The 22,797-nt window shown below is 36.7% G+C and carries 21 protein-coding genes and 1 pseudogene; 12 read left to right on the top strand and 10 right to left on the bottom strand.

The features are described from left to right. Nucleotides 1–11: 11 nt before the first annotated feature. Nucleotides 12–1,100, bottom strand: coding sequence for a linear amide C-N hydrolase (locus tag GWJ01_RS07350; protein WP_227003214.1), 1,089 nt, complete (start codon nt 1,098–1,100; stop codon nt 12–14). 104 nt (nt 1,101–1,204) lie between these two features. Between GWJ01_RS07350 and GWJ01_RS07345 the strand changes: the two genes are divergently transcribed. Then, on the top strand, nt 1,205–1,618 hold the full coding sequence (locus GWJ01_RS07345; protein ID WP_109402889.1) for a DUF6122 family protein: 414 nt from the start codon (nt 1,205–1,207) through the stop codon (nt 1,616–1,618). 27 nt (nt 1,619–1,645) lie between these two features. Here GWJ01_RS07345 and GWJ01_RS07340 read toward each other — a convergent pair. Both GWJ01_RS07340 and GWJ01_RS07335 read right to left on the bottom strand, forming a co-directional pair. Then, nucleotides 1,646–2,077, bottom strand: a pseudogene (locus GWJ01_RS07340) (DMT family transporter). Between the two features lie 3 nt (nt 2,078–2,080). Continuing rightward, nucleotides 2,081–2,284: a DMT family transporter gene (locus GWJ01_RS07335; RefSeq protein ID WP_234566649.1), complete on the bottom strand. Its 204-nt coding sequence runs from the start codon at nt 2,282–2,284 to the stop codon at nt 2,081–2,083. Between the two features lie 46 nt (nt 2,285–2,330). Here GWJ01_RS07335 and GWJ01_RS07330 point away from each other — a divergent pair, with 46 nt between their 5' ends. Further along, nucleotides 2,331–2,645 carry a LysR substrate-binding domain-containing protein gene (locus GWJ01_RS07330; RefSeq protein WP_157957622.1) on the top strand — a complete coding sequence of 105 codons (315 nt, stop codon included), beginning with the start codon at nt 2,331–2,333 and terminating at the stop codon, nt 2,643–2,645. Here GWJ01_RS07330 and GWJ01_RS07325 read toward each other — a convergent pair whose 3' ends face one another. After that, nucleotides 2,646–3,122, bottom strand: a complete 477-nt coding sequence (locus tag GWJ01_RS07325; RefSeq protein ID WP_109402887.1) for a hypothetical protein — start codon at nt 3,120–3,122, stop codon at nt 2,646–2,648. Nucleotides 3,123–3,358: 236 nt separating this feature from the next. Here GWJ01_RS07325 and yegD point away from each other — a divergent pair, with 236 nt between their 5' ends. The 3 genes from yegD (at nt 3,359) to GWJ01_RS07310 (ending at nt 6,315) form a co-directional block, all read left to right on the top strand. Next, complete coding sequence (gene yegD, locus GWJ01_RS07320; RefSeq protein WP_161710906.1) at nt 3,359–4,711, top strand: molecular chaperone; 1,353 nt, start codon at nt 3,359–3,361, stop codon at nt 4,709–4,711. A 140-nt stretch (nt 4,712–4,851) separates the two neighbouring features. Next, the gene (locus GWJ01_RS07315) at nt 4,852–5,877 is read left to right on the top strand and encodes a threonine aldolase family protein (protein ID WP_161710905.1); all 1,026 of its coding nucleotides are present in this window, start codon (nt 4,852–4,854) and stop codon (nt 5,875–5,877) included. Nucleotides 5,878–6,051: 174 nt separating this feature from the next. Next, nucleotides 6,052–6,315, top strand: a complete 264-nt coding sequence (locus GWJ01_RS07310; protein WP_075672825.1) for a DUF3811 domain-containing protein — start codon at nt 6,052–6,054, stop codon at nt 6,313–6,315. Between the two features lie 44 nt (nt 6,316–6,359). On the opposite strand, the gene GWJ01_RS07305 is transcribed toward GWJ01_RS07310, so the two are convergent. The 5 genes from GWJ01_RS07305 to GWJ01_RS07285 form a co-directional block, all read right to left on the bottom strand. Next, entirely contained in the window at nt 6,360–7,118 is a 759-nt protein-coding gene (locus tag GWJ01_RS07305) for a hypothetical protein (protein WP_161710904.1), read from the bottom strand. 188 nt (nt 7,119–7,306) lie between these two features. Beyond that, nucleotides 7,307–8,761 (bottom strand): xylulokinase, encoded by a 1,455-nt coding sequence (gene xylB / locus GWJ01_RS07300; RefSeq protein WP_161710903.1) that lies wholly within the window; start codon nt 8,759–8,761, stop codon nt 7,307–7,309. Nucleotides 8,762–8,833: 72 nt separating this feature from the next. Beyond that, nucleotides 8,834–10,150 (bottom strand): xylose isomerase, encoded by a 1,317-nt coding sequence (xylA, locus tag GWJ01_RS07295; protein ID WP_109402881.1) that lies wholly within the window; start codon nt 10,148–10,150, stop codon nt 8,834–8,836. A 10-nt stretch (nt 10,151–10,160) separates the two neighbouring features. Next, on the bottom strand, nt 10,161–11,636 hold the full coding sequence (gene nhaC, locus GWJ01_RS07290; RefSeq protein ID WP_109393732.1) for a Na+/H+ antiporter NhaC: 1,476 nt from the start codon (nt 11,634–11,636) through the stop codon (nt 10,161–10,163). 6 nt (nt 11,637–11,642) lie between these two features. Then, the gene (locus tag GWJ01_RS07285; RefSeq protein WP_109402879.1) at nt 11,643–12,812 is read right to left on the bottom strand and encodes a MalY/PatB family protein; all 1,170 of its coding nucleotides are present in this window, start codon (nt 12,810–12,812) and stop codon (nt 11,643–11,645) included. 188 nt (nt 12,813–13,000) lie between these two features. Between GWJ01_RS07285 and GWJ01_RS07280 the strand changes: the two genes are divergently transcribed. After that, nucleotides 13,001–14,167, top strand: a complete 1,167-nt coding sequence (locus GWJ01_RS07280) for a XylR family transcriptional regulator (RefSeq protein WP_109402878.1) — start codon at nt 13,001–13,003, stop codon at nt 14,165–14,167. Nucleotides 14,168–14,216: 49 nt separating this feature from the next. Here GWJ01_RS07280 and GWJ01_RS07275 read toward each other — a convergent pair whose 3' ends face one another. After that, a complete protein-coding gene (locus tag GWJ01_RS07275) occupies nt 14,217–14,507 on the bottom strand; it encodes a VF530 family DNA-binding protein (protein WP_109402877.1) in 291 nt (96 codons plus the stop codon). Between the two features lie 457 nt (nt 14,508–14,964). Here GWJ01_RS07275 and GWJ01_RS07270 point away from each other — a divergent pair, with 457 nt between their 5' ends. The 6 genes from GWJ01_RS07270 to GWJ01_RS07245 all read left to right on the top strand — a co-directional run bounded on the left by GWJ01_RS07270 (nt 14,965) and on the right by GWJ01_RS07245 (nt 22,725). Continuing rightward, nucleotides 14,965–15,753, top strand: a complete 789-nt coding sequence (locus GWJ01_RS07270) for an LEM-3-like GIY-YIG domain-containing protein (RefSeq protein WP_161710902.1) — start codon at nt 14,965–14,967, stop codon at nt 15,751–15,753. 310 nt (nt 15,754–16,063) lie between these two features. Continuing rightward, complete coding sequence (locus tag GWJ01_RS07265; RefSeq protein WP_161710901.1) at nt 16,064–17,182, top strand: AAA family ATPase; 1,119 nt, start codon at nt 16,064–16,066, stop codon at nt 17,180–17,182. After that, nucleotides 17,179–17,607: a bpX5 domain-containing protein gene (locus tag GWJ01_RS07260; protein ID WP_109393727.1), complete on the top strand. Its 429-nt coding sequence runs from the start codon at nt 17,179–17,181 to the stop codon at nt 17,605–17,607. The genes GWJ01_RS07265 and GWJ01_RS07260 overlap by 4 nt, the downstream gene beginning before the upstream one ends. 33 nt (nt 17,608–17,640) lie before the next feature. Continuing rightward, nucleotides 17,641–19,539, top strand: a complete 1,899-nt coding sequence (locus GWJ01_RS07255) for a hypothetical protein (RefSeq protein WP_161710900.1) — start codon at nt 17,641–17,643, stop codon at nt 19,537–19,539. Continuing rightward, nucleotides 19,532–22,177 carry a bpX6 domain-containing protein gene (locus tag GWJ01_RS07250; RefSeq protein WP_161710899.1) on the top strand — a complete coding sequence of 882 codons (2,646 nt, stop codon included), beginning with the start codon at nt 19,532–19,534 and terminating at the stop codon, nt 22,175–22,177. The genes GWJ01_RS07255 and GWJ01_RS07250 overlap by 8 nt, the downstream gene beginning before the upstream one ends. Nucleotides 22,178–22,410: 233 nt before the next feature. After that, complete coding sequence (locus tag GWJ01_RS07245) at nt 22,411–22,725, top strand: antibiotic biosynthesis monooxygenase family protein (RefSeq protein WP_109393724.1); 315 nt, start codon at nt 22,411–22,413, stop codon at nt 22,723–22,725. Nucleotides 22,726–22,797 lie beyond the last annotated feature (72 nt).

Raw genomic sequence — 22,797 nt, 5'->3', positions numbered from 1 at the left:
ACGATGAAAGATTATTTATTCAAGTTAATCTGTTCAAAAGCAGGTTTATTCATATCTTTAAACTGTGAAAGAGAATATTCGGTATAGTTGATATCGTTATAGCCTCTTATTTTCATTGTACCATTCGTCAAATCAGATAACGTTGTCCAAACAGTGTATTCCGTTTGCAGTTGATTACTAGTGCTTTGACTTTCGCCCATGATATCAGCCGTGATATTTTTTGTTCTATCAAAGCGATTCATAATGTGCGCTAGGGTATTCATCGCTTCGGGTGTTGATTCGGCTGTTGGTGCGTAGGTTGAAAAATAAACCGCGCGGATAAATCGGCCGACAGACGTATCTGATGAAGGTAATTGAGATGTTGCAATGCCACTATCAGGCTGTACGACATTGATATTAGCCAATTTACCTGAAGATTTATCAATATTAGTTAATTGGCTATAATTATTGAGGTTAGTTAAATGCCAAGGAAAGTCTGGACCATTTGTCATTACACGGGTTGGATTTTGATAAACGTGTAATTTACCGTTTGTAGCTTCAACGACAATACTGCCACCTTTTTTATCATAAAAAGCATAGTGAAAAGGCGATTTTAGATTGCCAAAGTTTTTTAACACGGGAGCCCAAAAATAACCTGACTCAACCGCTTTTTGTACTTCTTCAACTGTTGAAAAATTAGCTAAAGCCCATTCACCTATAGAAGTAACGGGAATGGCTTTATCATAATCCTTTTTATCAAGCGGTGATAATTCAGCTTCTGTTATCATATTGGCGCTAAATGACAAACCCGCACTATTTAAACCTTGTAATAGGTTATGATCATCACCATCAAAAAAGATATCTGTTGTAACGGCTAATATGTCATATTTATTGCTATAACTTAGGCTATTTTCACCATTAGGAGCTTTTTTTGTGAATTGTGTATTTTTAGGATAAAAAGTAACCCATGAAGGTAAATCTGCCGTCAGTTCAAGTGTTCTACCTTGGTAAACGTTATTATTTTTATCAAGTATAGCCAAACTAGAACAGGCTTCACTCGCTACTGAAACAGCGAGTAATGAGGATAATAAACCAACCAATATTTTATTGCGTTTCATTATGAATTCCTTAATTAAAAAAAACTCCTTTAAAGTTAGTTCAAATAAAGAATACGACAACTATTTGGTAATTAAATAACAAATATTTTTAGAACATTGGAGATCTTGTGATACTTGAAATTGTTAGAACATTTTTACACTATAGCTTGCATTTTCTGGCACCCATTTTATTCGGCTATCTTTTCTGGCGTAAGAATTGGAAGATAGCCTCACTTCTTATGATAGGAACAATGGCCATCGATATTGACCATTTGTTAGCAACACCTATATTTGATCCCAACCGCTGTAGCGTAGGCTTTCATCCATTACATACTTTTTGGGCTGCCTTGATTTATTTAGGGATATGGTTTTTACCCTCATGGAAAGTAAAAGCCATTGCAGTAGGGTGTTTATTTCATTTATTTACCGACTCAGTTGACTGCTATTTAGGTGGATTAAAACCCAATCTAACAATAACGATGAGTTGTGATAAAAATTACTTTATGTCTACTTTCAATAATAAATTTATTGCACCCAAATAGTAGGGATTTTAATTATCCCTTTATTTTTTATTTAGATTGCTTAGTAAATTTTATTAACACACCACCAATAATCAGCAAAACACCTATTATTTGCAATAGTAGGTTATTACTTTCAATACCACTGAATATATCAATAACTAGACTTGAGATCATTTGTCCGCAAATGGCTAAAACAGACGTTAACATAACCCCCAATAACGGTAGAACATAGCTATTAATGACAACGAAGAATGCACCAATAATACCACCAGCAAAGGCAATTAAAGGGATCGTAGATACTTCAATAGCGTGGTAATCTTTCACCTATAGAACAAAGATAGTTAAAAATATAAAACCGACTAAGTGATTGATTAAAGAGCTATAAAAAGCATTGCTATTTTGTGCTAACTTACCATTCAGAGTACGACTTGTTACAATACAAACACCATTAAATAATGCAATTAAAATAAAAACACTCATTAGTTATCTACCTACAATTAATAATGCACTACCAGAAATAAGTAAAAAGCACATAAATAAATCACGTAGGATGATTTTCCTTTTTTCTACCCCAAACCATCCCATTGCATCAACAATAACGCTAAAAAGAATTTGCCCTGTTATCATTAAAATAATACTACCGGAGAGCGATAATGGGCTATTTACTGTAATTGCAGCTAATAACACCGTAAATGCCCCAGGGATCCCTCCCAAATACAATAGTATTTTTATTTTGTTATTGTTTTTCTTATATAGTCACATTCCTAAAGGTAGTTATCGTGCCAATAATAGTGAAGCATTATTACAAGCCGTTTTACAGGGAATAGGTATTGCTTTACTCCCTCATTTCATTACTCAAACAGCCTTATCAAATACAGATAAAAAGCTTATCCCTATATTGACGCGCTTCGATTTACCTGAGCACTTTATTTATGCGGTTTATCCTGACAAAAAAAATCTTCCGCGCAAGATAACGCTATTTGTTGATTTCTTAAAAGAGCAATTTGGTGTTAATAGCGACTATCAACACAATATCGAAAAAGAATAATCACAATAAACGGTTATCATCACCGAAAAAATCATCTGCTAACCACTGCGTTACGGTTCTATCATTAATTTGATTTGCTTGCAGCTTCTCAATCGCAAAATATTCAGGGAATGAGCCATCAGATTCATCATACTCTTTTTCAAGTTGTTCTAATTTAACAAGCGCATTTTCATATTTATCAAAAATCGCTTCAATATCACGATAGATCTGACCAAATCCTTCACTAAAACGTGAAACTATGTAATAAAAATCTGAAAGAGGAATATCACAGCTAAAACTGTCTAATTTCACCTCTTCAACTTCTATCCATCGGTCTTTTTCAGCGAGTATTTTGACTTGATTATCCTCGCTTTGATTATCTCTAATAAATGTCGTTTTTGCTTTTTCAGCAATGTCCTCATTATCAAAAGCACCTAAAATAAAATCAGGTCCTTCATAACCTGAAATTCCTACTACGCATAAGTGAATTGTGTTCATTTATTTATCCATAAAAAATATCTAATAAATTTGCTTACTTATCTTACCTACTTTTCTTTTGTACATTGAGTTTAATAGGGAATAAATGTGCTAAAAAATAGCAACTAATCCAATCATTTTTATTGTCGCTTTAAGGGATTTTTCTCTCTTTTAAACCTTATAATCTGGTGGTAATTGCAAAAAGCTTGATGTAGAGTGCTCAGTCTTTTTTTAATGAAGTCTATTGGGGAGGCTGAATGTTTATTGGCTTTGACTACGGAACATCAAACTGTTCTGTTGCAATTATGAAAGAGGGGAAACCCACTCTTTTGCCTTTAGAAGGTAATGATGTGTATATTCCATCAACCCTTTGTGCGCCAACCCGTGAATCTGTTTCTGAGCACTTATTTCGCCACTTAAATATTAAACCTTCCAGTGAAGTTGGCGAACAATTACTAAGAAAGTCGATTGCGTTTAATCGAGAAGAAGATATTGAATTAGTTCCTGAAGATATTCTTTTCGGACAATCTGCACTAAGTTTATACCTACGTGACCCTCGCGATGTCTATTACGTTAAATCACCTAAATCCTTTTTAGGAGCTTCAGGCCTACATGATATACAAATTAGCTTCTTTGAAGATTTAGTTTGTGCCATGATGGCAAATATTAAGCACCAAGCAGAAAAAAGCACACAAGAAGCGATCACTGATACCGTTATTGGCAAACCAATTAACTTTAATGGGTTAGGTGGCGAGGCTTCAAATAAACAAGCTGAAAGTATTCTTATCCGTGCAGCTAAAAGGGCCGGCTTTAAGAATATTATGTTTGAATTTGAACCTGTTGCTGCGGGGCTTGAATATGAGTCAACGTTAACTAAAGACCAAACTGTATTAGTCGTTGATATTGGTGGTGGTACTACTGACTGCTCATTAATTCAAATGGGGCCAAGCTTTAAAGGCAAAACCGACCGTTCAAATACATTACTTGCCCATAGTGGACAACGTGTTGGTGGTAACGATCTTGATATTTACCTTGCTTTTAAACAACTTATGCCACTATTTGGTATGACAGGATTAACGTCTTCTGGTATTAAATTACCTCTGAAACAGTTCTGGGATCCTATTGCGATTAATAATGTCGAAGCACAAAAAGATTTTTACTCTCGTCAAAACCTTGCTGTATTAAATCAGCTAAGACGTGACGCAAAAGAGCCAGAGAAAATAACGCGTCTTATTGAAGTTTATAATGAAACGTTGGGCTATAGCATTGTTAGACGTGCTGAAGAAGCTAAAATCGCTTTATCAGACTCTCCTGAATATATTGCTAATATCGCACTGTTAAGTGAAACCTTAGAATTAACTATCGAACGCGATCAGATGGTTGAATCTATTGAATCACCAAAAAGCAAAATGATTGAATTAGTTAATGATGCCGTTTTGCAAGGGGGAATAAAACCCAATGCTATCTTTATGACGGGAGGCTCTGCGCGTTCACCTATTTTATGTCAAGCCATTGAACAGCAATTGCCTAATATTCCGATTGTTAAAGGTAATGACTTTGGATCGGTTACCGCAGGTTTGGCGCGTTGGGGCGAGGTCTGCTTTAAATAATGAGTATTAAATAATCGGTTTTAAATAACTGATGTTTTCAATATATTAAAGCGCTTTACATTCAATCTTTGTATTGATTAGATGTAGAGCGTTTTGCTTTATAAAACACGATAAAAACACAACATTCGACAGGAGAACACATGTACCGCTTCCAAAATGATTATAATGAAATTGCACATCCTGCGGTCATGAAGGCAATCACTGATACAGTGGGGCAACGCTATGATGGATATGGTATGGATAAGCTTTGTCATCAAGCTGCTCAATCAATAAAACAGCGTATTCAACAACCTGATGCAGATATTCACTTTTTTAATGGTGGTACCATTACTAATTTAACCGCTATCTCTCATTTTTTACGTCCACACCAAGCCGTTATTTCTATCAGTACTGGGCATATTGCTACACATGAAACAGGGGCTATTGAAGCAACAGGGCATAAAGTTATCACAACATTTTCCGCTGATGGCAAATTAACACCAGAGTTATTAAAACCTATTCTTGCTGAGCATAATGATGAACACTGGGTTCAACCCAAACTTGTTTATATAACGAATGCCACAGAAATTGGTACGGTTTACCGCAAAACGGAGTTGCAAGCGCTACGTAACTACTGTAACGAACATAATTTATGGTTGTACCTTGATGGTGCTCGTTTAGCAGCAGGATTAATGTCCGCACAAAGTGATCTGACTATTGAAGATATCGCCAGTTTAACGGATGCGTTTTATATTGGTGGTACTAAAATCGGTGCAATGTCAGCTGAAACGCTCGTGATTTGTCATCCTGCACTAAAATCTGATTTCCGTTTTAGCTTAAAACAAAAGGGTGGATTACAAGCGAAAGGTTGGTTATTAGGCGCGCAGTTTGAAGCTTTATTTAAAGATGATCTCTATTTTAAATTAGGCAAACACCTTAATGAAATGGCATCACAATTAACCGAATTCTTTACTGAACAAGGCTTTGAATTTTTAGCTCCGCCTGAATCCAACCAAGTTTTTGTTATTTTACCAAACACAATTGCGGAAAAATTAACACAACAATTTGTTTTTCATCGTGTATTACTTGAAGATCCTAACTTGAGTTGCTTACGTCTTTGTACTTCTTGGGCAACAACACAACAAGATATCGATGGATTTAAAACAGCATTTCTTCAATTAGTTTAAATAGAAAATTAAACTAATCGCTTTTTATGCATTACTCGCACACCTTTGTAAAGCGTGTAATGCATTTTCGATATAATCAGAATTTAATTACCCTAAATCTAAATATAATGCTGGAGAGGCGCATTAATAATGCTATATTGATTACTCCTCTCTCAATATAGGTAAGGTAAAAGAATGAAGAAATTGACACTCCAAGAGATGACCGATGCCCAAAAAATGCGAGTAAAAACTAGGATAGGTCAAGAGAGAAAGAAATTAGGGCGCGAATTAACCAATGCCGAAATGAATAAAGTCAAAGACTCCATTATTACCGAAATCTCCCTCGAAGTTGAAAAAGCCACCAAAAAAGCACAAGCCCTCAAGAAAAAACAAAAATTAGCCCCTAGTGATGAAACCTATAGTTGGTCAGCTAAAAACCATCGTAGTGGCTATCGTTAATTTTTTAATTCGCCCTGATATATTTATTTATCAGGGCTAAGCAATTAATTTCCTGCACTCTGAACAACTACACCCAATAAAGCGCCTAATGGTGCCAGTAATACATCACCAATAATAAATACTGGTGTACCTATTGTATTACCGACTAAATTTCCGACATTCGTTTTTGGTGTGCCTTTTAAATCATAGAGAGCAATATTAATAGGTTTAGGTAACACTTTTTCTACTGTAATCGTATATCTCGCTTGGTTACGTTCAAAAACATTGGCATTGATCCAAAAATCAATGCACCACTGCAAGCTACCATCTTGTGCTTTACACTCTTGTTTAAAGTGAGCCTGTTCGAGCTCTTTTATTTCACTTTTTAGTAGTTTTACTTCAGGATTGATTGAAAATAGGAAGACACCTTGAATATCAGAAGCTAAAACATTATCACCTTTATTAACGTGTCTATTTTGAATTTCAAAAGGAACGGCTCCTTGAGATGCTATTCTGGCGCTAAAATTCATTTTAGGCATATATTTATAGATAGTTTTTAATGGGTAATCACCATAAGAGATATTATAAATTCGGGTTTTACTCGCCAGTGACATTCCTCTAAGCGAAATAGCACTACCATCTCGTATAACTAATGGTTCTTTATCTTCGTTTAATTCCAATTTCACGACTTCAGTAATGACATCTTTATATTCTTCTTCATAATGATAAGTAAAACCTGAAACAGGGTTATTGTTCCATAACGATTTAGTCATACAACCCGTTAGCAATGATACTCCGATGATAACTAAACCTATTTTTTTCATTTTGCCTTCTTATCTATTATGTTTTACCAATATAGAGATCTCATAGTGCATCTTATCTTACAACGGTGAGTGAGCAGATAAACGTTATACTTTTGCTTGCGTAGTAATATTCCAAATAAGAAAAGAAAAAATAAAACCACTCTTTATTGAGTGGTTTTAAGTATTACCCTGATATTGACGCAATATAGTTATATTTCCATCGTATCAATCAATGAATATAACTTTCTAAAGGCATGATATTTTTTTTCGTATGTTTTATGTTTTTCTAAATCTGGTATATGGCGTTTTTCAAGCTTAGGTTGAGAAAGAATAACGTGTGAGGAATAAGCAGGGTTTACTGCTAATTGTGCCAGTCTTGCGGCACCAAGAGCAGGGCCAACATCACCACCTTGGCGATAATCAAGGGTTTTTCCTGTAATATCTGCAAGCAGTTGTCGCCAATACTCACTTCTTGCACCACCACCAATTAACGTAATGTTATCCGCTAATTGACCTGCATTTTCAGCAACTTCAATCCCTTGTCGTAACGCAAAACTCACACCTTCGAGTACAGCTTGGCATAAATCAGCACGTTGATGTTCATGGGTTAATCCCCAAAAGACACCTTTCGCATTAGGATTGTTATAAGGTGTTCGTTCGCCTGAAAGATAAGGTAAAAACAGGAGGGGGTTATCAGCAAAAGTAGCGTGTTCAACCTCTTCAAACATCGCACCCACACTCTCAATTCCTGTCAATTGACACATCCAATCAAGGCACGATGCAGCACTTAGCATCACAGACATTAAGTGCCAAGTATTAGGTAATGCATGACAAAAACTGTGTACTGCGCTGTCACTATTTTGGAGAAATTTTTCGCTAACAACAAAATAAACACCCGAAGTACCTAGAGAGAGCATCGCTTGACCGGGTTGATAAACACCGACACCAATTGCACCCGCTGCATTATCGCCACCACCAGCAATAATAGGTACTTGTTTCATGTGCCATTTTTTAGCGACATCAGCCAATAGATAGCCAGTTATTTGATTGCCTTCAAACAGCGTAGGCATTTGACGACGCGTTAATCCTGTGGCATTTAAAAGCTCATCACTCCAATCTCGCTTTTGCATATCTAGCCAAAGCGTACCTGCTGAATCCGACATATCGCTGGCGAAATTACCGCTCATCTTCCAACGTAAAAAATCTTTAGGTAATAAAACATGCGCAATGCGTTGAAAAATTTCAGGCTCATTTTCAGCAACCCATTGTAGTTTTGGCGCAGTAAAGCCGGGCATAACTAAGTTACCCGTAATTTTTTTAAACTGGGGATATTGCGTCTCAAGTGCCTGACATTGTTTAAAACTACGGCCATCATTCCATAAGATGGCAGGACGCAACACCGCTTGTTGAGCATCAAGTAAAACGGCACCATGCATTTGTCCGCTTAACCCAATCGCCTCGATTTGATCCATTGGATAACTGCGTCCAAGCTGAAGAATGACTTCTTCTGTTGCTTGCCACCATTGTAGGGGATCTTGTTCTGACCATTGAGGGTGAGGGCGTGATATTGCTAAAGAAACGGAATGACTGGCGATAACGTCACCTTGCTCATTCATAATGATCGCTTTAACACTTGAAGTGCCTAAATCTAGCCCTAAATACATAAAGTTATCCCATGACCTGTATCTAATTAATAAACACAGCGGAAAATCCGCTGTGTTATTACATTTATGCCATTAGCCAAAAATATAGCGATTCACTAAACTTTCTAGCATTTCTTGGCGTCCACTTTGTAATTGTGGCGCTAAGGTGTTGCTTTGTGCATATTTTGCCACTTCTTCAAGGCTTAATTTACCTTGTAAGATATTTTGACCAAACTCTGCACTCCAGCCTGAATAACGCTGCGCTGTAAATTTATCAAGACCACCATCTTGGATCATTCTTGCTGCAATGCGTAATGCCATTGCCATTGTATCCATTCCTGAAATATGTCCGTATAAAAGGTCATATTTATCATTACTTTGACGACGAACTTTGGCATCAAAGTTTAAACCGCCTGTTGTAAATCCACCTGATTTAAGAATTTCATACATTACTAGTGCATTTTCTTCTACGCTATTTGGGAATTGGTCTGTATCCCAGCCTAATTGTGGATCACCACGGTTAGCATCAACAGAGCCTAAAATACCTAACGCAATGGCAGTCGCAATTTCATGATGGAAGCTATGTCCTGCTAACGTTGCGTGGTTGGCTTCAATGTTTACTTTGACTTCTTTTTCAAGACCAAACTGTTTTAAGAATCCATAAACAGTCGCAGTATCGTAATCGTATTGATGTTTTGTCGGCTCTTGTGGTTTTGGTTCAATCAGTAATGTGCCTTGGAAACCAATTTTATGTTTATGCTCAACAACCATTTGCATAAAGCGACCAATTTGCTCTCTTTCTTGGCGTAAGTCTGTATTTAACAGCGTTTCATAGCCTTCGCGTCCACCCCATAATACATAGTTTTCACCACCCAGCGTTTTTGTCGCTTTCATCGCTTCACAAACTTGTGTCGCAGCCCATGCAAAAACATCAGGATCAGGGTTAGTTGCTGCTCCCGCACCATAACGAGGATTGGTGAAGCAGTTTGCGGTTCCCCATAATAGCTTAACGTTAGTTTCTTCTTGTTTTTTCGCTAATACATCGGTGATCGCCGCCATATTAGAGATATATTCATTGATGTTATTGCCTTCAGAAATAACATCGACATCATGAAAACAGTAGAAAGGAACATTGAGCTTATGAAAGAACTCAAAGGCAACATCTGCTTTGCGTTTTGCTTGCTCTAATGCTTCGCCTGGTGTTTGCCACGGTCTATCAAAAGTACCGATACCGAACATATCAGAACCATTCCAGCAAAAGTTATGCCAGTAGCAAGCGGCAAATCTTAGGTGATCTTCCATGCGTTTACCTAAAATAATCTCATCTGGATTATAGTAACGAAACGCTAGTGAGTTATCGCTTGTTGTGCCTTCATATTGAATTTGTTCAATTTTATCAAAGTAAGACATGGAACCGTCCTTATTTAGTATCAAGTTGTAATTCTGAATGTGATTCAAGCTCAGCAGTCATCTCTTCCTGCTCTTCTGGTGTTAATTTGGCAATGCCAAAGCCCGTGAAACCCCACAGTGTGGCGAAGAAGATGCCACTCCAACACAATACAGCCCAAGGTAAGTAACTTAAGGTTGCAACGCCTAACGTACCTGCCATATAAGCGCCTGCGGCTGTCCACGGTAAAATGGGTTCAAAGATAGTGGCGGAGTCTTCTACAGTACGAGCTAGGTTTTTAGGATGTAAGCCTCGTTCGATATAGGCACCGCGCAACATTTCGATAGGAATAAGGATTGAGATTTGTCCATTACAGGTCACGCCAATCATGGTTAATCCACAAGCAATTGTGGCTAAGATCATTGAACCGGTTGAGTGAACCATTTTTAATAATGCATGGACTATTACTTCTAATGCGCCACTTAACGATAAAGTGCCGGCAAAAGAGAGGGCGCAGAAGCAGATAAGCAGGGTGCTCATCATTGAGTTCATGCCTCCACGATTTAATAAGTTACCTAATAATTCAGGAACTTCTTTCCCTTGGATCATTGAGACATTGAAGCCATCAACCGCACTTTTTACGATGTCATGTAATCCAAAACCCTGAATAAGATAAGCATTAAACATCGCAATGGCGGCAGAGGCTAACATCACTGGAATAGTCGGTTTTTTCGTTACCGAACCATATAAAATCACTAATACAGGAATGAGAAGGATTAGATTAAAGTTATAAACATTCTCAAGACCATTGGTAATTAATGTCACTTTTTCTGGCACACCTTGTCCTGCTAAATCACCGTTCATGCCATAAACAGTCATCACAATCGCGGTTAAAATCAGCGAAGGCAATGTGGTGTAAAGTAAGTGCCAGATATGTTGATAGAGGTCGATCCTTGCAGCCATTGCAGCAAGATTAGTATCACCTGATAGTGGTGAAAGTTTGTCACCGAAATAGGCACCCGCAACTACGGCACCGGCTGTTGCAGCAAGGTTTGCATCCATACCGACAGCAACCCCCATAAAGGCAACACCGATGGTTCCTGCTGAGCCCCATGAGGTTCCTGTACAGACCGACACTAATGATGTCACCAATAATGCCGTAACATAAAGCATTTCTGGGCTGATCATTTTTAAGCCGTAATAGATCATCAATGGAATGGTACCACCAATCATCCATGTGCCTATTAACAAGCCCACGCTGATTAAAATCAGCAAGGCTGGCATGGTTTTAGCAATTTTTTGTGAGATTGCCGTTAAGATCTCGTCATAGCGATACCCTAATCGTTTGACCAATAGTGCAGCTACAACTGTAGACAGCACCATTAAAGGCTCTGGTGGTAAATCAAAAGCGGCGTAGCCTCCTCCTAATAGCACCACCATGGTGAATATAGGAAAAAGTGATTCGAGTAATGTAGGTGTTCTCGGACTGTTTATCGTTTGCGTTTTCATTGTAATTTATTCCAAACTGGCGTGAGGTAAGGTACGAATAAGCCGAGTGAAAACGGTTTCTAATATTGAACGAGGTGTCGCGATATTAATGCGGAAAAAACCATCCCCAACCGCACCAAAACCACGCCCCCAACTCATTTCCACTTCAGCTAATGAAACAAACCAATGTTTTAGTTGTTCTTCAGATAACTTCATTTTTTGGTAGTTAATCCATAGCATGTAGGTGCCATGACTTTGAGTGATAACCCAATCAGGAAAGTAACGTTCACATTGTTCTTTTACCCAATGTCGGTTATCAGTAAGGTACGTTTTTAATTCACCAACCCATTGTTGGCCCTGTAAGGTGTAAGCTTGTAAAAAAGCAGGAACTGAGAAATAACCTGGATTATGAATACCCGCAGCAATTAAACATTGCTTGAATTTTTCACGATATTCCGGATTGGCAATAACGATATTAGCGACTTCGAGTCCGGCTAAATTGAATGTTTTGGCGGGAGAAGTGCAAATAAAAGAGTGTTGTTTTACATAACTATTTACTGATGAAATAGGGTGATAAATTGCACCATCAAAAACAAAATCAGCATGTACATCATCAGAAATAATAAAAACCTGATATTTCTGTGCGAGTTCAGCTATTTTTAATAGATCACTTTTTTGCCATACCGTTCCTGTTGGGTTATGTGGAGATAGTAAAATAAAGCAGACAGACTGTTTAAACTTACTTTCTAAGTCATCAAAATCAATTTCATAATAACCGTCACGATACATCAACGGACTTTCTAATAGTTCACGTTGGTTGACACAAACCGCATTACTAATAGGATGATAAGCAGGTGATAAGGTTGTGACTTTATCGCCAACGCGTGTGAAGTTTTGAATATAAAGCGAGACCGCTTGAATAATGCGAGGGCAAAAAACAATAGATTCAGGCTCAACAACCCACTGATATTGCGTTTTAAACCAATTTACAGCAACGTTATTCCAGTCATGGCTAAGGTCGGTATAGCCATAAATTCCTTTGAGATTAAATTGAGTCAATGCATTAATAATAAAATCAGGCGCAGGAATATCCATATCTGCAACAGATAACGGAATAACATTGGCGTTACTATTGCACCATTTTGCGCTATAGGTATTTTGCCTAGAAATTAATTTATTAAAGTTATTCTGATACATGAAAAATCTCCTCGGCAACCGTGTTTAAAAACAAAATACTCGTTGTGATTAACATTGGTTATTCCTATTTTTTACTTTGCTATTACGAAATTTGGCTTGTGTGATAGTAATCACATAGCGATGAAAGCAAGTTCTAGCAAAATTAAAGCTGTGGTTTAATGCCTAGCTGGATAATTAGGTAGAGTAAAATGAAAAAAGATAAATACTTTCGTATTGTGCTGTTATTCAACGCTAATAAAGTCTATGACCGACAAGTGGTTGAGGGTGTTGGAGAGTATCTTCAGGCATCACAGTGCCATTGGGATGTATTTATTGAAGAAGATTTTCGCACTCGGCTTGATAATATAAACCATTGGGTTTGTGATGGTATTATTGCTGATTTTGATGATCCGATTATTGCTAAGCATTTAAGCCAATCACCATTAACGGTTATTGGTGTCGGAGGCTCTTATCATCAAGAAGAAAATTATCCTCCCGTTCCTTATATCGCCACTGATAATTATGAATTAGTTCAACAAGCCTTTTTACATTTAAAACAAAAAGGGCTTAAACACTTTGCATTTTATGGTTTACCAGCAAAAGATCATCCTCATTGGTCGAATGAACGAGAGCATGCATTTCGACAATTAGTCACCAGCGAAAAATATCCGGGTATCATTTATAACGGCATGGATATTACACAAGAGAATTGGCAACACGCGCAAAATCGTTTATCCGATTGGATACAAACTTTACCACCACAAACTGGAATTATTGCGGTCACTGATGCAAGAGCACGACACTTACTGCAAGTTTGCGACAATTTAAATATTAATGTTCCTGAAGAAATAAGCATTATCGGTATTGATGATGAAGATATGACACGTTATTTATCTCGCATTGCATTATCTTCTGTTGTGCAAGGTTCACGACAAATGGGGTATTTAGCAGCCAAAATATTACATCAAACGCTGGAAGGGCAACCAACCAATAAACAACAAAGAGTGTTAGTTCCACCTGTTAAAATAGTCGAACGTCGCTCAACCGATTTTCACTCATTTAACGATCCTACCGTTGTGCAAGCCATGCATTATATTTATTACAATGCCTGCAAAGGGATAAAAACAGAGCAAGTTTTAGATGCGGTTAATATGTCGCGTTCTAATTTAGAGCAACGGTTTAAAAAGGAGATCGGCAAGACAATTCATACCGTTATTTATGAAGAGAAACTCAAACGCGCTCAAAATTTATTAGCCACCACAACACTCGCAATCCAAGAAATATCAGTGATGTGTGGCTATCCTTCATTGCAATATTTTTACTCTATCTTTAAAAAAGAATTTGGTATGACGCCGAAAGAGTTTAGGGATGAGTGAATACCAATATATGTCTATATGTCACATCATATTTATAATTAATTGAATTTTACTTTCTACGGCTATTCGCCCAAGGATCACAATCAGGGTGATCAACAACTTCAATCACATCATCAATATCAGCTTCGAGGGAATCAAGATAAAGTGCTTCTACTTCAGCACGTGCCCAAGGGGTTCTGCGCAAAAATTTTAAACTTGATTTCACGCTAGGATCACTTCTAAAGCAGTTAATTTTGATGAGTTGACCTAATTTAGCCCAGCCATATTTAGCCACCAGCGCATTTATTTGCATTTCGAGAGTAACGCCATGCAAAGGATCTTTAGAAACGTGTCCGGTCATTACTATTTTACCTACAATGAAATAGAAGAAGCGATGCAGAGTACAAGAAAGCTGTGAGAGTGGCAATAAAATGGACTGAATAAAATAGAGATAATGCGTTGTTACCCAGCATGGCTCGTAATATAAAAAATTTCCCATTTGTTTGTTTTGGAAAACTATAAGCAAACAGATAGTCAGAAACGGGGGTTTCTCTTATTAATTAAAAATCATAAAAAATCATAAATAGTTGTAATAAATTCATTGTTTCATCGCATAATGGATTATTTACTATAGAAGGAAAACTCCCGCCCATTGAAAAATGAACGATTATTTCAAACATATAAAAATATAATTATTATTACCTCATATTTATTAAATTAAATGATTAAAGCAATAGCCGTTATTTATACTACATAATCCATCCATTAAAAATAGAAATATATTATATAAATAAATTTTTATAGCGCTGGAAATAAAAATGAAAGAATTTAATAAGTACAAAAAAACATTGAATGAAATTGATTACTATGTGTATGCCCTTTGTGAAGTAAATGGGACCCGTCGTATACCATTTTATATTGGAAAAGGGAAAAATTCTCGTTGTCTTACCCACATTGCTGAAGCCGAAAAAATGAAGGAAAGTGGCGATAAATTAGATGAAAAAACACAAAAAATCATTGAATTACAAAAAAACAATATGCTTGGTATTGATATCTTGTGTCATGGGATTAATAACTCAGATAGTGCATATATGGTCGAACGGACTTGCTTAGATTTAATTGGTATTGACCTTTTGACTAATAAAATTAATGGAAAAAGCAGTAGCAATAATGAAATCTACAAAAGACAAGGCAGGTTAACAATAGAAGAAATACAATCCATTTATTCTCGTGAATATGTTGATGTTTCACCTGAACACAGTGGGTTAGTTTTTATTTTAAATAAACTTTATAAATTTGGTATGACTGATCTTCAATTATTCGAGGCAACCAGAGGTGTGTGGCATAATCCACCAAGAAATGATGAATCTGTAAAGTATGCTTATGCTACATATAATAATATTGTTAAGGAAGTATACGAAATTCACGGATGGGTAAAAGCTGGAACACAAGAATACTTTACTCGCACAATAAAATTACCTAGTGAACGTTGGGAATTTATAGGTCGAAAAGCACCTCAAGATATTCGCGATCGCTATGTTGGAAAAGTAATCAATTATAACCGTAGTTATAGTAGTCCATTTGTCAGAGTTGGAAAAAACAACTAATTTCAGATAAAGAATAAAATAGAAATATAAATAGCAATTTATATTTCTATTTTGGCTAGCCCTATTATACGTGATCGCTATCAGCATCCTTGGGGAGAGAGCTTGCCTTTATTAGCCAAGCATCAACACATCGCGCATTAATCAATCATTCACCTAATTTAAGAAGCTTGGCATTTGATATTGCAACCGAAAGAAGAAAATCACGTTAATGAAATAAATGCTTTTCGTTGATTGAGGAGTTGAGTCAGAAAATAAAAACTTACATAATACAAGTATCTCGCCGTTAAACTCTTAATTTGTGCGTAACCATATGACATCAAATATAAATGGAATTATCGATAATATTCGTAAAGCTATACAATGCTCAACACAAGGTATGGTTGGACGCGAGCAACTTGCTGAACTAGTTATTTTAGCCGCAGTTGCTCATGAACATTTGCTTGTTATCGGCCCTCCAGGTACAGCGAAAAGTGCGGTTGTCCGCAGAGTTTCTCAAACATTGGGCGGACGTTATTTTGAATACCTTGTAGGGCGTTTTACTGAACCTTCAGAGTTATTTGGTGCCGTAGATCTCAAAAAACTAAAAGAAGGTAAAGTTGAAACCGATATCACAGGGATGTTACCTGAAGCGGATATTGTTTTTCTTGATGAGGTTTTTCTGGGGTCGACTGCAATTTTAAATACCTTATTAGGTATTTTAAATGAGCGCCGATTTAAACGTGGTCATACCGATATTATTAGTCCATTAAAAGTATGTATTGGTGCTGCTAATAGTTTGCCTGATGATCCGAACCTCGCTGCATTCTCAGATCGCTTTCTTATTCATCTTTTTATTGATTCTGTACCCGATCACCAATTAGAAGCCATGCTTGAAGGCGGATGGGCTTCAAGCATGACTCAACTTTCAGCTCAGCTCGATATTGCTCAATTAGACGAATTACACCTTGCGGTTAAAAATGTCGATTTAACACAAGTTAGACCGTTGCTTGCTAATGCTGTACGTTCATTAAGGCATGCAGGCATCACACTTTCAGATAGACGTATTGTTCGTGTTCAGCGTCTTATTGCTGCCGCAACCGTACTCAATAATAGAGAGATTGCGACACAACAAGATCTCTGGCCTTTACTGTATGTACTACCTACTGAAGATGCTCAGCTACAAGGACGTGAAATCTTACGACAAGAACTCTCATTTTCAATGAATTCTCGATTATTTAGTTCAGTAGAAGAGGCGACATTACAACCTCAATCTCGTATGAACCGTTTAATTGAAAGAGCAACTAATGTTCTAAATGCAGAGCCTGTATCTAAAGCGGATATTGAGCTGACGTTACGAGAAATAGATGCCAATTTCTCAACAGAGATGTTAAGTGAAGAGCTTGCCAAATTACGTACACAATTAGCGATACAGTTTAGTCACTTATTATGAGTCTAACATTTCCACTGACTTGGCAACCTAATACAGCACCTCCTAAACCACTAGGAGTGTTTGCAACAGGTATAACGGCTAAACAGCTTATTGAACGTATTATTCATTTGACTGATGTTCAGCAACAACGGTTAAAAGTGATCACCAGTCAACATCGGCTTATTGTGCTAGGAAAACAGACTGATTTACCTTGGGCTGAAAATATAACGCTAATTGCACCATTTACTGAAACAGCAAAATTATGGCTCCCTATACATCAGCAGCTTTCATTGCCTAATGGGCTGGTGGAGCAAACCTTAGTGCAGCATTTTAAACGCCAACCACTGTTACTTTTACCATCATCTCAAACGGTGATCCCTTTAGATAATCAGTGGACGTTAACACCAAAGTTACGGGATGCACTCACCCAATTGTGTTTTGAGTGAAATATAATGTGATACAAGGATCGGTTTATCATCATGTCATTACCCACAACACAACCCACATCGTTGCCCGAAGCGCTACAACCTTGGCAAACTTGGCTTAGCTGGTTAGATCCCGAATTAATTCCTGCATTTTCTGACCTATTACAACGCCTGAGTCGTGTATTAGGCCCTGTACAGGGAAAGCAACTCGGTGGCTTACCTGAACAAGATGGTATAGGGCAAATACAGCGTAAAGGGGATTATCAAAACCTGCTACTTAGTGAATGGTTAATAGCTGATGAAGTACCAGATGAATTTATGAGACGTGCCATTAATGCAGAACATCTCTTTTTGGCACCAAACTATAAATCTCAACAATCTTTAAATCAGATCACCGTGCTTTTTGATGCTGGTATTTCGCAACTGGGTGAATGCCGCTTAGTGCATATTGCAATGCTTATTATATTGGCACAACGGGCAGAAAAGGCGGGTTGCACATTAATGTGGGGAACGTTGCAATCAATCATTCCATTAATGCCACTAAACACCATAAATGATCTACGTGAATTATTGACACGCCGGACTTATTCTCCCGTTTTACAAGAAAATATCACACATTGGCAAAACGTTATTGCAGAAGATCTTGATATACAAAACGGTGAGATTTGGTTAATTACAGGAGCTCATCAACAACCTATATTGAAACAAATTGCATCAAGCCATCATATCGAATTAACGGCAGATGACTGTTTCAATAAAACGATTGATGTCAAAATTCGCACCCCCCATTTTCAACGCCATATTATATTGCCAACGCCACCTAGAGCATTAAGTTCGCGATTATTAAAAGGACAATTAAGACCGCCTTCAGCGCAAAATACACATCAGCACGAATACAAAATATCACTGATGTTTTCACCTGTTATCTCATTTCATGGTAGCGCAGTAGGTGTCACTTTATTAGGTAAACCTGGGTTAGTAGTTATTAAAATTCCACAGCTCAATAGATTAAATCAAAATAGTTCGATTAAAAAACCGTTTGTATATCAAATGTATCCTGATGATCATGCTATCTTAGCGTTACAGTGTCACGGAAAAAAGATAGGTGCATTGCTTTCAAACAATAATGGCCTCTATTTTTGGCAATTACCTAAACTCTCTTATATACCTCGGCCTTCCGATGAGATGTTTTCAGCAGGTATTGGGCGAGGTAATACACTTGCCAGTGCTTATTTATCAAATAAGGAATATTCCAGTTTATTTGTTCATGATAGATCAAGACGGCTAGTCGCTTTCTCATCCAATATTTATGCTGAAGAAAAAAACAGCTTTAAACTTGTTGAAGAGAAAGTCCTTGGTATAGAGAAAATAGCAGACAACCTACTTGTGTATATTTATCTCAATAGCAGTAGTGAATTAGTCCAAATGGTCACTGGTGCAAACTTTTCTCAAAAGAAATACCAACATCGTCTCTATTTTACTCAATTTATTTCCTATCAAAGAGTTGCATTATTTGCCTATCACCATAAATATACCAATGGTTCTAAATCAATCTCTTGTGCTATTTCATTAGGCGCTAATCGACAAAGTTGGCATGTTTATAATATGGAAATTGATGAGGTTTATGGCTATCAAATAGACTTACCTCAAGGATGGCAAGGAATAGGGCTTTTTTATCCAACACTCGATGACTCTATAGAAAAAGATTTAACCACCTTAAATATTTTGATGATAAGCCCTAACAAACGAAATATTGCCAGTTATTCAAAAGGCGAGATAGAAATCTTATATCGTACAGATAATCCGTTTACACGTTACTCATTTAGCCCATCTCAAGGCCTGTTTGCTGCATTAACGGATCATGCTCAAGTCGTTGTTTATGACGTATACCAAAAACAATTGCGCCTAAATCTTTATACCATTGGACAAGAAGGTGACACCCAAAATGCATAACGATTATATTCGTCATCCTATGTTATTGGGATATCGTCAAATCGAAGGTTTATGGCTACCAAATGACTGGTTTAACGAGACGCAACGGCTGACTTATTTAATAAAACATTGGCAAGCTAATTGTCGTATTTATCGATTTGAACAAGGGGATGTTCTCTGTTTCACTGAAAATAAAACAATGGATTGCTCATCCATTGAAGGATGGCCTTTAATTCGTTACGGTCGCCTTTATAGCACAGCACCTCTAGATAATGACGAGATAAAAAAACTACCTTATGCAGATCTTGCTTTCGTTCGTAGTGGTGTTGTAACAACGCTTCTATTTTCACAAGCTGAACCTCTATCACTTGCTGATTACCTAGATATTAAAGAGATTAATTTTGAGGAAACGGATAACTACGCCAGCCTGTATGAAATAAAACCTCAAGCATTGTCTGAAGAGAAAAATATTAGAACGATTATTGGTAATAATATTCCACCGGCAGCAAATCAACAAAAACAATTTATAAAGACGGTATTTGAAAATGCTACATCGCCATCTCAGACAACTCAAGCCAAAACGTCATTATCACTGACTCAGAAAATTATTAATAAATTTTTGACGCCTCAAAATCGTGAAGCAATGCATTCTTCATCTAAAACGATATCTCAATTATCACCGTGGCAACGTTGGCTAAATAAGCTTTCAGTAAAAAGCGGATTAGCCTCTATGATGAGTAAGCAACAAGCGGATTATATTAATAAAATGATAAAAATGTTTGAAGACGGTAATGTCGATCAAGCATTGTGTCATGGTATTCCGCTTAGCAAATATCAAGAAAACCAAGAAACAACGCCTTCACCTTATTTAGGGAGATTAAAAGGGCGAAATAAACTGGAAATTTCAGCCAATCAACAAGGACATAAAAGTCTTTATTTTGGAGATGAACTGCAAAATTATTTAAAACAACTTTATCGTCAACAATTTATAAGGCTAGATAAAGCTGGCTGTAATGAAGAAGCGCTGTTTGTTCTCGCTGAATTATTACAAGAAAAAGAAGAAGCACTGAGTTATTTAGAAAGCTTTCAACGCTATCAACATGCAGCGGAACTGGCACGTATGTGGGGAATGCGGCCTGATCGTATTATTCGTTTATACTGTTTAGCGGGCGATATTGATTCTGCTGTTATTTATGCTCGCCTGCATAATGCTTTTTCCCACGTCGTATTACAGTTACAAGAAAAACATCCTGATATTGCAGATAAAATGCGTGAAGAGTGGGCTCAATATCTGGTTGACTGCGAAGATTATTTACAAGCTATCGATATTATCTGGCAATTAAACAATGAAATAAGTCGTAATAAAGCCAAGCTTTGGTTAGAAATTGCCTATCAAGCTGGTGGAGAATTAAGCCTACGCAGTCTTGTGAAATCAATATTTTTATTACCTGATACTGTTCATTTATATCAAGATGATATTAAAAAGATATGTAACGATCCACTTGCAACTATTCAACGTGCCATTTTAGTCAGAGAGCTATTAGCACTACCTAAGCAGACTAAATTAACAGAACAACTCATTAACCAACTTATTCGACCAATTATTGTTGATCAATATGGTGCAAATTCTGTGCTAGAAAGAAAAGAAATTAGCCAATTTATTCATAAGAGTACCAATAAACTATTAAAAATAGATATGCCTTATAGTGAGATCCCAGAGGCTAAACGTTATTCCTTAGATGCACAAAATCACTTTATTTCAGCGACTATTCCAGAACAAGGGCTTTACGCTATTTATGATGTGATTGCCTTAAATGATCACCAATATCTTATCGCGTTAGGTGAGTCTGGGGTGTTATTAACCGATAAAACAGGGAAAAAGCTTTGGCATAATTTAACGCCAACATATCATATTGTTATCGCAGAAAATCACCAAAGCGCGTTATTATTAGCTCCAAGAGGCGATTATTTCCAAATTAATTCATTAGCAATCACCACCCAGGCTGTTCAAGGGCTTGGCACTCTGAAATGTACTGTTTTCACTCGTATTTTTGATGGTGTTTTTTGGACTATTGCCGTTAATAATACGGTACAAGTTGTTGATACTAAAAGTGACTTTAAAATTGTTTGGAATGTAGATACCTTGAATGGCGATGTTATCGAGATCCTTCGCCACAATGACGATGAACATTGGTTAATTAATAGTGCCCCCAAAGAGCGCTGGTCGTATATTGTACCTGAACGTCGGTTAACTCAACGAGAAAGCTTGCCTCATCATTTAAATGAGGGATTAAAATATGATCTTATCTCTAACTCATACTATGGCGTAAAAAATGATAAATGCGTATTAACCTCAGCAAATTCACACTATACGCAACGATTACAACTGCCTAATACTCAATCTATTGAAGAACAACATTCATTTCATTTAATAAAAAGAACAGCCACGTTAATTTATTGGCAAAAAGATGAATTAACGATGTTTCGTTTATATAACAATCAAAACCACTGTACCTTTGAGCTTAAATGGCCAACAAACTTAGCACCACAATATCGAAGTGAATTTAATCAATGGTATTTTTTCGATAAAACAGGGCGTTTAGTGCATTTTGATTGGAATAATGGGCGAATAAATACACTAAGTTTGCTTTTAAAATAAAGACCAACTTAAAAAAGAAGAATATGATTTTTTATTCTTCTTTAGTAAAACCTGTTCAATATAAGAGGGATGAAGCCCAATGAAGCGAAAATACAAATCTTAACTAAATCAAGAATAAGCAGGCTATACGCTATTATTTTTAAAATAGATAATTGCGCTCATTTCAATGATTATCGAAGTGTTTTACCTTTTTTATCAATACACTCACTATCACCCAATAAAGGAGAACACTAATGATTGCCGTAATATTTGAAGTAAACATTAAACCGGGAAAGCAAGATCGTTATTTATCTTTAGCGACTGATTTAAAGCCGTTACTAAAGGATATAGAGGGATTTATTTCAATAGAGCGTTTTCAAAGTTTATCAACCGAAGGAAATTTATTATCACTTTCTTGGTGGAAAAATGAAGAGGCTGTTTTGCAATGGAAGAAAAATATTTTACATAAAAGTGCGCAACAAGAAGGTCGAGAGTCTATTTTCAATTTTTACAAAATTAGCATGGTTTCTTTGATGCGAGAATATTCATTTGATGCAGAAAGTCTGTAATTAAATAGACTTAAGAGCTTACTACAATCACGTTATTACACCATTAATAGCGCATGCTATCAAAGGGCTTAA

The sequence above is a fragment of the Proteus sp. G2618 genome (assembly GCF_009915995.1).
In the GTDB taxonomy this organism is placed as follows: domain Bacteria; phylum Pseudomonadota; class Gammaproteobacteria; order Enterobacterales; family Enterobacteriaceae; genus Proteus; species Proteus terrae.
This window is presented reverse-complemented; position numbering and strand designations above follow the sequence as displayed.